General features: G+C 39.0%; 12 protein-coding genes and 2 pseudogenes. 1 reads left to right on the forward strand and 13 read right to left on the reverse strand.

Features of this window, described 5'->3' with window-relative positions; all coding sequences use genetic code 11:
• Positions 1–13 precede the first annotated feature (13 nt).
• The 10 genes and pseudogenes from HMPREF0027_RS08700 to HMPREF0027_RS08735 form a co-directional block, all read right to left on the reverse strand.
• Positions 14–550: pseudogene (locus HMPREF0027_RS08700) on the reverse strand (TonB-dependent receptor plug domain-containing protein); the annotation flags it as partial.
• Positions 551–570: 20 nt separating this feature from the next.
• Positions 571–915: pseudogene (locus HMPREF0027_RS12715) on the reverse strand (transferrin-binding protein-like solute binding protein); the annotation flags it as partial.
• Positions 861–1,121, reverse strand: coding sequence for a transferrin-binding protein-like solute binding protein (locus HMPREF0027_RS12720; RefSeq protein WP_005624307.1), 261 nt, complete (start codon positions 1,119–1,121; stop codon positions 861–863). The pseudogene HMPREF0027_RS12715 and the gene HMPREF0027_RS12720, both read right to left, overlap by 55 nt.
• Positions 1,122–1,151: 30 nt before the next feature.
• Positions 1,152–2,144 carry a transferrin-binding protein-like solute binding protein gene (locus HMPREF0027_RS12725; protein ID WP_338029192.1) on the reverse strand — a complete coding sequence of 331 codons (993 nt, stop codon included), beginning with the start codon at positions 2,142–2,144 and terminating at the stop codon, positions 1,152–1,154.
• A gap of 304 nt (positions 2,145–2,448) precedes the next feature.
• Entirely contained in the window at positions 2,449–3,630 is a 1,182-nt protein-coding gene (locus HMPREF0027_RS08710; protein ID WP_005624312.1) for an aspartate aminotransferase family protein, read from the reverse strand.
• Positions 3,631–3,643: 13 nt separating this feature from the next.
• Positions 3,644–4,498: an acetylglutamate kinase gene (gene argB / locus HMPREF0027_RS08715; RefSeq protein ID WP_005624318.1), complete on the reverse strand. Its 855-nt coding sequence runs from the start codon at positions 4,496–4,498 to the stop codon at positions 3,644–3,646.
• 29 nt (positions 4,499–4,527) lie between these two features.
• Positions 4,528–5,472 carry an N-acetyl-gamma-glutamyl-phosphate reductase gene (gene argC, locus HMPREF0027_RS08720; protein ID WP_044024486.1) on the reverse strand — a complete coding sequence of 315 codons (945 nt, stop codon included), beginning with the start codon at positions 5,470–5,472 and terminating at the stop codon, positions 4,528–4,530.
• 196 nt (positions 5,473–5,668) lie between these two features.
• On the reverse strand, positions 5,669–6,388 hold the full coding sequence (gene deoD, locus HMPREF0027_RS08725) for a purine-nucleoside phosphorylase (protein WP_005624321.1): 720 nt from the start codon (positions 6,386–6,388) through the stop codon (positions 5,669–5,671).
• A gap of 63 nt (positions 6,389–6,451) precedes the next feature.
• Positions 6,452–7,228, reverse strand: coding sequence for a deoxyribose-phosphate aldolase (gene deoC, locus HMPREF0027_RS08730; protein ID WP_005624323.1), 777 nt, complete (start codon positions 7,226–7,228; stop codon positions 6,452–6,454).
• 140 nt (positions 7,229–7,368) lie between these two features.
• Complete coding sequence (locus tag HMPREF0027_RS08735; protein WP_005624324.1) at positions 7,369–8,637, reverse strand: NupC/NupG family nucleoside CNT transporter; 1,269 nt, start codon at positions 8,635–8,637, stop codon at positions 7,369–7,371.
• Positions 8,638–8,969: 332 nt separating this feature from the next.
• Between HMPREF0027_RS08735 and msrA the strand changes: the two genes are divergently transcribed.
• The gene (gene msrA, locus HMPREF0027_RS08740) at positions 8,970–9,476 is read left to right on the forward strand and encodes a peptide-methionine (S)-S-oxide reductase MsrA (RefSeq protein WP_044024487.1); all 507 of its coding nucleotides are present in this window, start codon (positions 8,970–8,972) and stop codon (positions 9,474–9,476) included.
• Between the two features lie 34 nt (positions 9,477–9,510).
• On the opposite strand, the gene HMPREF0027_RS08745 is transcribed toward msrA, so the two are convergent.
• Genes HMPREF0027_RS08745 through HMPREF0027_RS08755 form a run of 3 tightly spaced genes read right to left on the reverse strand, consistent with a single transcriptional unit; the run spans position 9,511 to position 12,375 of the window.
• Positions 9,511–10,311 (reverse strand): glycosyltransferase family 2 protein, encoded by an 801-nt coding sequence (locus tag HMPREF0027_RS08745; RefSeq protein WP_005624331.1) that lies wholly within the window; start codon positions 10,309–10,311, stop codon positions 9,511–9,513.
• Positions 10,311–11,192, reverse strand: a complete 882-nt coding sequence (locus tag HMPREF0027_RS08750; protein ID WP_005624333.1) for a glycosyltransferase family 2 protein — start codon at positions 11,190–11,192, stop codon at positions 10,311–10,313. Before HMPREF0027_RS08750 ends, HMPREF0027_RS08745 begins: the two co-directional genes overlap by 1 nt.
• Positions 11,185–12,375 carry a hypothetical protein gene (locus tag HMPREF0027_RS08755; RefSeq protein ID WP_005624336.1) on the reverse strand — a complete coding sequence of 397 codons (1,191 nt, stop codon included), beginning with the start codon at positions 12,373–12,375 and terminating at the stop codon, positions 11,185–11,187. Before HMPREF0027_RS08755 ends, HMPREF0027_RS08750 begins: the two co-directional genes overlap by 8 nt.
• Positions 12,376–12,377: the final 2 nt, after the last annotated feature.

Genomic DNA, 12,377 nt, shown 5'->3' on the forward strand with positions numbered 1-12,377 from the left:
GGGGTGCAGATCAATTTAGCCCTTCTTTAATCACATCACTTGCATTTTTTGTACGAAATCCGACCGCTCCACCTAATGCACCGCTGCCATATTCCGAAGAACTTGCCCCCTTACTAAATTCAATAGCTCGAATATTTTCGTATTCAATTTCATTAATCGTACCACTTTTTGCTCTAAGTGATTGGCTTTTATAAGACTGAATTTGTGGTAACCCATCTACAATTAATGCTACTCGATTTCGATCAACACCTCGAATAGAATAGCCATTTGTGGCTCTTCGCCTTTGCTCTACAACCGAAATTCCTGGGTCATAACGTGTCAGGTCCCGAATGTTTAGTACCTGTCCTTTATTGAGGTCTTGAATATTTTTTGTGATTTTTCCTAGCCCTATTACCTCATTTTGTTGTCGATAGGCATCAGCTTTTGCTTTTACTGAAATCTCATCTAAGATTACTTCTTCACGGCTTGTATCGGCAGACACGCTATTTGAAAGCATTAATAATGCTGACTGAATCGCAATATAAGTAAAATTAAAATGGAATTTTTTCACGTCATTTTCTCCTTTTTTAATTATTTCTGTACTTGACGTTTTGCCCCAAATACACCTGTGGCTTTATCATTATTGGCTTCATCACTCAACAGCGTGCCTCCTAATTCAGAAGCATTTGAACCATAAAATCCGCCGTTTACTTTCGCATTGATATGTACCACAGATTAGTCAGAAATATGGAATCCATCTTTTAAAGTGCGAACCTCCCCCGTAAAACCATTCTGTTCAATTTTTCCTTGATCCAGCAATAAAACAGTTGAACTTACAGGCCCAGAGCCAAATCCTCCTCGAATGGTTTTATCTGAGAAATTCACAATAAATTCAGCAATACTTTTATCTGGCGTATGCCATATTTCTCCATTTTGTTTATGAGTAAATTCCCCTTGCCAACTTCCTTTGTAAGTAACTTCGCCTTTTTGAGGTAAATCTTTAACTCTCCAACTAAATAAATACGTGAATTTTCCCCTTCTATATTGAGTGAACCAAATTTCACGTCACCTAAATTTTCACAGCAAGCGGTGACTTTTACAGATTTATTTGCAACTGTATATTCCGAGCTGCCTTGATTCATTAATGGAATAACTTTCCCATCGACTACTATTTAGTTGGCGTAACCAAACGTGTCCATATTCAGTTTTTTAGCCTCTTTTAAATCTAACTGAACTGCATCAAATTTTGTTTCCGCTTCACTTTTTTCGGTTTGTTGTGCTGCAAAAACGCTAAAGAGTGAATAATTATTAGCTAAGAATTTTCCTGCCAATTCTTCTGCATTTGGTCCATAGAAACCACCTTCTAGCGTTGCATCATCTTTCCAATAAGCAGTTTGCTTATCCGTTGCTGTTGCATTGCCTCTAAAACGATTTCCAAAAACCTTTGTAGAAATATCATAACGTTTAACTTTATCCGCTTTCTTATCCGAATCTCCGTAAACAACACTATTGCGGTATAACGCCCCTTTTAACTCTTTTTTACCAAAATCAACGGTAAATTCACTACGGTGGCCTATATCTCCTTTATTTGGGTTTTCATTTGTTGGTTCATCAAATGAAATTACGCCAACACGATCTCCAGCAGAAGGTGCGTCATTAAGTCCTTGTGGAAGGCGGCCTTTTTGTGCATCCGTAGTGAAATCCCAAGTTCCGACATAATTTATTACTTTATCTACGGGAAGAGATTTGGCAGGCTCAACACCTTTATAGAAAAGATAGCCAATTTTGCCATATCGATATACGTCTTTACCTGTTTTTGGATCTTGATACTTCGCTAACCCTGATTCATCGACAAAAACAAAACCCGCTCGCACATAATTTGTTTTTTTTAATTTACTTAACGTTCTTTTTTCATCATAGGAATGAACTAAAACTTTGGAGTTTGCACCAAGGTCTTTTAGCATTTCTTCTTGATAGGGAAGTTCATCTAACTTGCCCCCAATTTTATGAATATTCTCGAGAAGTATGCTGACAGATTCTTCTTCTGATTCTTGAGGGTGGTAAATACGACGGGGAATGGCCGTGACTGCACCTAAAGCGAGCTGTAATGATTCAGGTAATTCTTCATACGACTTTACTTGTGTAATGTCATCGCCATATTCAATCGGCTTTGGCTTTTTAGGGGTATATTTATATGGTTTTTCTGTGTATTTTCTAAACCGAAGTCACCTTTATTGTTTGAACAGGCAACGAGCAGTAAGCTAGAGAACAGTGTAGCAATGTAAGATTTTTTAAATTTCATTCTTCCCCCCTTTTTTTGTAAATGAAAACAATTATCATTTATATTAACAATAATCTTATTATTTGTAAATTTCTATATATGTTAATAAATCAATAAAAAATCCCTTCTAAGTCTGGATAAGTTAAAAGGGATTTTTATTGCAAAAAAGTGAGAGGAAATGCGACCACTTAGAAACTTTCTAAGACTTCTTTAAGCACTGCTACGCCTTGTTCTATTTGTTCCTCTGAAATAATTAATGGTGGTAATAAGCGTAATTTAGTTTTGGCGGTGAGCGTCAATACGCCTTTTTCAATTGCTTTCGCTACCACGTCAGCCGCTTTTACCTCATCTTCAAACTCAATACCAAGCATTAACCCTAAACCGGAAACTGATTTTACTTTTGGCAACGTGAGTAATGCCGCACGTAATTTTTCGCCTTTAGTCGTAACATCGGCAAGGAATCTTTCGTCCATTTTGGCTAATACTGCATTTGCAGCCGCACAACAGACCGGATTTGCCCCAAAGGTTGAGCCGTGATCGCTTTTACCGAGTGTATTTTGGCATTTGTCACCTAATACGAAAGCACCGATTGGTAAACCACTGCCTAAGCCTTTGGCAAGCGTGATAATATCCGGCTGTAAACCGAAATGCTGATAAGCAAATAATTTTCCGGTGCGCCCGATACCGGTTTGTACCTCATCAATAATCAAAATGATATCTTTGGCTTGGCAAATCGCTTGTACGCCTTGTAAATATTCAGTATCTAATGCACAAACACCGCCCTCACCCTGTACGATTTCTAAAATAATCGCACACACATCATCTTGTTCAAGACGTGTATGTAAGGCATTTAAATCGTTAGCCGGCGTATGTTCAAAACCTTGTGTAAACGGGAAAAAATGCTGATGAAACACATCTTGCCCTGTTGCGGCAAGGGTTGAAATCGTACGCCCGTGAAATGAATTGACTAAACTGAGTACGATCGCTCTGCCTTTGCCGTATTTGTCATGGCTATATTTACGCGCAGTTTTAATTGCCCCTTCATTCGCTTCTGCACCCGAATTGCAAAAAAATGCTCGTTTTAGACCGCTTGCTTCAACCAAACTTTTTGCCAGTACCCCAGACGGCTCAGTAAAGAATAAATTTGAAGTATGCTGTAATTTACCTGCCTGAGTAGTTACCGCTACCAACCAACTGTCATCTGCCCAACCAAGGCTGTTAGTGCCGATACCGCCAGTAAAATCTAAATATTGATTACCTTCAAAATCCCATACATCACAACCTTTTCCGTGTGAAAGGGCGAGATTAAATCTGCCGTAAGTTTGAGCGATATAATCTGTATCTAATTGTTTGATGTCGTTGCTATTCATCTTATCTTCCTAATTATTTTTTATAAAAGAGCGTGCCGTTTTTACCACCGAATAGTGATACTAAAATGGCATGTGGTACTCGACCGTCAATAATATTCGCTTCAATACCGCCTGCATTAATAAAGTCGGTACAACAGGCGATTTTCGGAATCATACCGCCGGCGATAATGCTTTGATTAATTAATTCTTGTACTTCGCTAACTTCAACTTCCGGAATCAGCGTATTCTCATCAAAACGATCACGTAATAAGCCGGCAATGTCTGTCATACTCACTAATTTCGCTGCGCCTAATGCCATCGCAATTTCACTTGCTGCCGTGTCCGCATTGATATTGTAAGCGACACCTTGCCCATCCACACCAACCGTAGAAATCACCGGAATTAAATTCGCATTTAACGCAAGATCCAATAATTGGGTATTTACTTTAACAATCTCGCCAACAAAACCGTAATCTACTTCAGCTTGTAACTTTTCGCATTGCAACATATTGCCATCAATACCGCATAAGCCAACGCCTTTACCTTTTAATAACGCCACCAAACTTTTATTCACTTTACCGGCAAGCATTTGCAATACCACATTGATCGTATCTTGATCGGTGACACGCAAGCCATTGATAAATTGCGGTTCTTTGCCGAGTAATTTCACCCCTTGTGAAATTTCCGGTCCGCCGCCATGCACCAATACGACTTTCACACCTAATTGGTTCAGCAATAAAATATCTTGCATCACCAATTTTTTAAGATCTTCATTGATCATCGCATTACCGCCGTATTTCACCACAATAATTTTTTCTTGAAACGGTGCAAGATAAGCGGTCGCTTTTTCTAAAAGATTTGCAAAATTTTCAACTTCGTTTTGTAACATTTTAAACCCCAAATAATATCTCACGCTGACTACACGTCTAGTCCGGCTATTTCTTCACGGCCTAACATAATGTTCATACATTGTATCGCCGCACCGGATGCGCCTTTACCTAAATTATCGAAACGTGCGCACAATAACAGCTGTGTTTCATTACCGTAAACAAAGATTTCAAGGCTGTCTTTGCAGCTAAATGCATTCGCCGCCAACATTCCGTCTTCAGGTAACGAGCAAGCAGGATGAACCGTAATCAATTTTGAGTTTTGATAATACTCGCTGAATAAATTTGCAATTTTTTCGGCAGAATTGACCTCTTGTGAAAGCGCTGAAACAGGCACTGGCACAGTTACCAACATTCCGCTGTAATAGTCAGCAACCACTGGGGTGAAAATAGGAGGCTGATTTGAACCGGTCAACGCTTGCATTTCCGGCAAATGTTTGTGTTTAAGAGCAAGTCCGTAAACACGAGGAGCATTGAATTTTTGTTCGCGATCTTGGTTCTGATATTCGGCGATCATTGATTTACCGCCGCCGGAATAGCCGGTGAGAGAGTGGCAGGAAAGCGGATAACCGGCACTTAACGCACCTTTTTCAATAAGAGGACGAACCAATGCGATATAACCCGTAGCATGACAACCTGGCACGGCAACTCGATTCGCATTTTGAATTTTTTCAAACTGTCCAGAAAGCTCGGCAAAACCATAAGTCCAATCAGGATTTACACGATGAACGGTTGAAGTATCACAAATTCTTGCATTTGCTGGAGCATGCGCCACTAATTCTTTAGAAGCTTCGTCCGGTAAACAAAGAAACGTCAGATCCGCCTCCGCAACCTTCGCTACTCTTGCATTAAGATCTTTACGTAATTCTTTCGGCAAACTTAATAACTCAACATCTTCTGCACTGGCAAGACGATCAAAAATACGTAAACCGGTGGTACCGACCGCTCCGTCTACAAAAATTTTATATTTACTCATCATAAATCCTTATTGCTGTCAAAACGTTAAACATCTTACTCTTATTCAAGCATAATTTCAAATACAAAATAGAATAAAAATTCATGGAAAATGAATAAATAATCATTTTGTTTTTAACATTACCTTCCACATATAAAAAAATCCCCCGAGATTTTCACCTCAGAGGATTTGTAAAATAATGCGAAAAATTGACCGCTTATTCCGCTTTGTCACCGATTAATACAGATTCTAATGCGATTGTGATCATATCATTAAAGGTTAATTGGCGTTCTTCTGATGAAGTTTGTTCACCGGTACGGATATGATCTGAAACTGTACAAATCGCTAACGCTTTCGCACCGTACTCTGCTGCTACTGCGTAAATACCAGCCGCTTCCATTTCCACACCCAAAATGCCATATTTTTCCATCACATCGAACATTTCCACATCCGGTGTATAGAATAAATCTGCAGAGAATAAGTTACCAACACGTACTGCAACACCTTTTTCTTTTGCTGCTTGTACTGCCGCTAATGTCATATCAAAGTCAGAAATTGCCGCAAAATCGTTATCACGGAAACGGATACGGTTTACTTTTGAATCCGTACAAGCGCCAGTACCGATAATTACATCACGCACTTTTACATCTTGACGCACTGCACCGCAAGAACCAACACGGATGATTTTTTTCACGCCGTATTCTGTAATCAGTTCTTTGGCATAAATTGAGCAAGAAGGAATCCCCATACCGTGCCCCATCACTGAAATACGACGACCTTTATAAGTGCCGGTATAACCGAACATATTACGAACATCCGTTACTTGTTCTGCATTTTCTAAGAAAGTTTCTGCAATGTATTTAGCACGAAGTGGGTCACCTGGCATAATTACTACATCTGCAAATGCACCTTCTGGTGCGTTAATATGTGGAGTCATTGTTAATTTCCTCTATTGTTGCTATTTAGTGTGTAAAAAATTAATAAATTTAAACCGCTTATCTTAGTAGCCGCTTACTTCTTGATTTGCCAGCCCATTTAACGCAGCTAATAAGTTAGTTAATAAACTTGAAGCACCGAAACGGAAGTGATCTGCATTCACCCAATCTTTTCCAAGAATTTCTTGCGCAAGCGCTAAATATTGCTCCGCTTCTTCCGCTGTTTTCACGCCGCCTGCCGCTTTAAAACCGACTTTATCCGCTACGTTTAAATCACGAATGGTTTCTAACATGATGCGTGCTGATTCTAAAGTTGCGTTTACCGGCACTTTGCCCGTAGAGGTTTTAATAAAATCTGCGCCTGCTTTAATTGAAATCTCACTTGCTTGACGAATTAATTCAGCGGTTTTTAGTTCGCCGGTTTCAATGATCACTTTCAATAATACGTTTGATGCTTGGCAAACCGCCTTACATTGTTGTACTAATTCAAAGCCGATTTGTTCATTGCCAGCCATTAATGCTTTGTATGGGAATACCACATCCACTTCATCAGCACCGTAAGCTACAGCAGCTTTGGTCTCCGCAACTGCGATTTCAATATCATCATTACCATGCGGGAAATTCGTTACCGTTGCAATTTTAACTTGCTCGGTACCTTGCGCTTTTAACGCTTTACGTGCAACCGGTACAAAACGCGGATAAATACAAACTGCTGCCAGCGTACCGAATTCCGTCTTACCTTGCTGACAAAGAGAAATTACTTTCTCATCCGTATCGTTATCATTCAATGTTGTTAAATCCATTAAGGATAAAGCGATTTTTGCCAAATCTCTTAAACTCATACGAGCCTCCGTTTTACATTTGTAAAAATATAGAAAAATTAGACCGCTTAGTCTTATTAGACCATACGCAAACGTTCACCTTAGCTTAAAACAACAACACCACTGTTTCCAGTGGTGTTGTTTGCTTAAAAGTGTAACGCTTACATTACCGCTCCGCCGATACCGATAAATAAACCGGCAATCGCAGCACTCATTAAGTTAGAAAGCGTACCTGCAATAACCGCTTTAACTCCCATACGTGCAACATCACCACGGCGACTTGGTGCCATACCACCTAGACCACCGATTAAGATTGCGATTGAGCTTAAGTTTGCAAAACCACATAATGAGAAAGTGATGATAGCAATCGTTTTTGGACTTAATGCTACTGCCGCTTCAGGTTTTAAGTAATTCACGAAATCTGCATAAGCGACGAATTCATTTAAAATTAATTTCTGACCAATTAATGAACCGGCTACTTGAGATTCTGTACCCCAAGGCACACCGATTAACCATGCTAAAGGTTGGAATACGTAACCGAACAGTGATTGTAATGTCACGTTTTCATAACCGATAAGTGAAGAAACGCCACCGATAAAACCGTTAAGCATTGCAATTAATGCGATAAATGCTAATAACATCGCACCTACGTTCATCGCTAATTGCATACCTGAGAATGCACCAACCGCAGCTGCTTCAATTACGTTAGACGGTTTTTCGTCAATATCATCTGCGCTTAATTCATCTTTAAACTGTTCTGATTGAGGATGAAGAATCTTAGCAAATAATAAACCACCCGGCGCTGCCATAAATGACGCAGCGATTAAATATGGAAGTGGTACGCCCATACCTGCATAACCAATCATTACTGCACCGGCAACTGACGCTAAACCACCGCACATTACTGCGAATAACTCAGAATTCGTCATTGATTTAATGTAAGGTTTAACTAAAAGAGGCGCTTCTGTTTGACCAACAAAGATATTTGCTGCCGCAGACATAGATTCTGATTTTGATGTACCTAATACTTTTTGTAACGCACCGCCAAGGATACGAATGACAATCTGCATGATACCTAAATAGTAAAGTACAGAAATGAGAGATGAGAAGAAAATAATCGGAGGAAGAACTTTTAATGCGAAAACGAAACCGCCGCCGCCAAATACTTCGAACATTTTATCACTTACTAAGCCACCGAATAAGAAGCTGATACCATCGTTACCATAGTTGATAACTTTACTCACACCTTCCGCTGCTGCTAATAAGCCTTTACGACCCGTTTCCCAATAAAGGATTACCGCACCAATCCCAACTTGTAGGAATAACGCCCCCAACACTGTACGAAGACTAATTGCTTTACGGTTATTCGATAATGCAAACGCAATCAGTAGGAGTACAACAATACCCAAGATACTATTTAACGCACCCATTTGAAAAAACCTCAAAAAGTAAAAGGAATGAAAACATCATTTCAAAAGAAAATGATATGTAAAAAAGTTACGCCACTATACCTTTTTTTACATAAAAAATCTCTAAAATTTTATTGTTAAACGCACGAGATTTTAAATTTGAGAGGTAAATCACGCTATGCTCTCTAATTGGTTCGGTAATCTTATTCTTTACAAATGCGTTTTTACTCATTGAAAAGGTCTTTTAACCTGATAGCAACTAACACCTTGTACTCTCAAATAAATCACTATATGCTATGGAAACTTAATACAAGCGGTCTGATGCCGTGAAAATTTTACAAACAGGAGAAAATATGGCGAACATTCGAGAAATTTATTTAGCGGGCGGGTGCTTTTGGGGGACGGAAGCCTTTATGCAACGTATTAACGGTGTGATTGATGCACAATCCGGTTATGCAAACGGCAATACTGAAAACCCGACTTATCAAGAAGTTTGTGCCGGTAGCGGTCATGCAGAAGTGGTTAAAGTAACTTATGATGCGGACAAAATCGTCTTAGCAAAATTATTAGATTACTATTTTAAAGTGATTGACCCGGTGAGTATGAACCAACAAGGAGGGGATAAAGGAATTCAATATCGTACTGGGATTTATTATGTTGATGCGCAGGATATTCCGGTTATCAATCAAGCGCTTGCCGATTTACAAGCACAATACGCAGAACCACTTGCGGTAGAAAATACCAAACTTGAGCATTATTTCCCGGCGGAAGAATATCATCAAGATTATTTAGATAAGAATCCAAATGGTTATTGCCATATTGATTTGCAATTAATGAATGAGATTCTACGTAATCAATAAAAAATTAAGGCGTATCATTCGATACGCCTTTTACTTATTTACGGGTTAAGCTGTAAATTGCTTTTAATGCGCCAAGCGGTAAAATTCTTGGTAAACCTCGCATTAAGAAAATTGCGAATCCGGTTAACGGGTCATGAATTTTACATTCATTTTTTAGCTTCATTAAACGCCATTCACTTTTGAAATAATTCCAACCGTGACGACGGCTTACCATGCCGTTTCCTACTCGAGCATATACTAATAAATCGGCTAAATTCGCCACGTTATTGCCGTTTGCCGCCATTGTTACCCAAAGATTATAGTCTTCTTGTAAATCTTGATAGCCACCGCATGCTTGTACCGCTGATTTTTTATAAGCAACCGTCATATGATTAAACGGGCAACGTAAGCGGGTAAATTTGACGATTTCTTCCGCTTTGGTTGGTACATTTCGATAAGCGACAATATCCTGAATATTTTCACCAAACTCAGCAATTTGTCCGCCAAAAATAATCGTATCCGGATTTTGTTCGATAAACGCTACTTGTTTTTCAAAACGTTCCGGCAAACAAATATCATCGGTATCCATACGGAAAACCCATTCGTGCGAACAATAATTTAAACCATCGTTCAGCGTTTTACCTAAACCACGATTTTGCTCAAAACGCACCGCTTTAATTGGCAATTGTTGTTCATATTCCACCACAATCGCATCCAGCTCCGGAGTGACTTTTCCGTCAAATAACACCACGATTTCATCTGCCGGTCGAGTTTGTGCTTTTAAGCTTTCAAAACATTCTCTTAAAAACTGCGGATTTTCTTTGAAGTACAAAGACATTAAAACAGAGAATTTCATTAAATAAACCTTTTCATATTAATTGCCAATTTTGGCGAGATAAACGTAACTATTGCGATAATTAAATGTTTCAAGCTGTAGCTACGTTTGAACATTTGCCAATAAGAACTTGCCGCTTGGCGGGAAAGATTCATCGCACAAGGGTAAGATAAAATATAGAGCGAATTCATCTCAAAATTTGCTGCTTGCGCATCTGTTTTCACATATTTTTGGCGAATTGCAGCTAATGCCAATTCGGTATTAGTGGTATTAGTCGAAACACTGGAACGTTTAGTGTGGAAAGCACAAATACTAAGCGGTTGCTCCACAAAGACCGGCGCAAAGTTTGAACTAGAGACTAATTTCAGCACAAACTCATAATCTTCCAACGATTTTAAATCCGTTGCTAAGCAGCCCAATTCAAAAAAGAATGATTTTTTGATACCAAGCATCGGCATTCCACCAATTTTATTGGCAAGCAACATTGCATCTAAATTCAACTTTTCCGGAGGAAACGGTTTGGTGACATAACTGAATCCTTCATTTACCATCACACATTCCGCCGGATGATAAACAAAATTTGCCTGCGAATTTTGCGCCAACACCTGTGTAAGCACTTCACATTTTTGCGAAGCAAAACGATCGTCATCATCAAGGAATAGCAACCATTCATAATTGGCTTGTTCCGCGCCAACATTACGGCCACCGGCCGCCCCTTTATTCGTCTTATTACGAATTACTCTGACCGGAAATGCAAAATTTTGTTCAATAACGACCGCTTGTGTAGAGCAGTCGTCTACGATAATCACTTCAAAATTCTTTTTCGTCTGCTGCTCAAGACTAGCTAGCAACGCCAGAATTTCATTCGCACGATTATAAGACGGCACAATAATACTAAACATTTTTTCCATCTTTTCTTCTTAACAATACGATCTGTTTACCTTTATCGCCAAATAGCGATAAAAACATAAGTAGCACCAACATGATGCTCGGATAAGCATAGGTATCGGCTTTAATATTTAAAACACTCAGAATAAACAGTGTAGAAAGCGTAAATTTCCAGCTTCCATCAAACCAGTTATCCGCAATACGTTTTACAAAATAAGCGGTGAAGGCAAAACAAACGAATACATAGCTCAGTCCACCATATAATGTTTGACGAATAAAACCAGAGTCCGAACCACCATAATAATGTAACTCTGGCGTATAGTAATAACCATCGCCCATCAAAATCTGTTTAATCTCCGGTAAAAATAAATGCTTATTTACCAAAGTATCGGTCGAGGAACTGACTCTATCCGCGCCAGATAAAATATTAATCACCGGTTCTAAGGCATGTGCAACATAAGGATGTTCAGGCAAATAAATCGCTAGCCCCAATACAATTGCAACAAAGAGCAACAGATAAGGGAGGTAACGCCACTTAAAATACAACAAGATACTTAGCACTGAAAAAGTAAAAAATGTCCGTCCGGAGATCACTCCGATAAATAAGATCAATAACACAAAAACACTGTGCATATTATTGTGTTTCGTATTATACGCCAGCAGAAAATTAAGCAGCATTAAATAAAAAGCGCTTAATTGGAAAAAGGCAGCGGAAGTAATGTTATATAAACGATACTCTTGCTCTGATCCTCTAAACTTAGGTAAAAACAAACTCATGTTTGTACCTAAAGCAATGTCCGAAAAAATAGCGATTCCGGTTAAGCCCAAAATACCAATAAGCGCTTGTGTGCCAATCCCCCATTTTAGATCGTTAACCAGTTGATTCTGTTTATCAACTCGTCCATAAAACAGGTTATAAATCACAACCCCGAAACCAAATAGAATCAAGGTTTTCGAATACATAATCAATACGGAAAAATCTTTCGTGCCGTTAATCAGAAGAGGCATTGCCGAGAGTACAATTAATGCTAAAATTACAGTAATACTGTCAACCGGCACTCGAATACCGTCAATTCGTTTTTGGTACCAACGATAGGCAAGTAATACACAAGAAAATGCCCCAGCCACGAATGCCATTCGAATAAAATGCATTACCCATGGGTCATAGATATAAAACAAATTAATTAATGCACTCATAT

Source organism: Actinobacillus ureae ATCC 25976 (genome assembly GCF_000188255.1).
Lineage (GTDB): Bacteria > Pseudomonadota > Gammaproteobacteria > Enterobacterales > Pasteurellaceae > Actinobacillus > Actinobacillus ureae.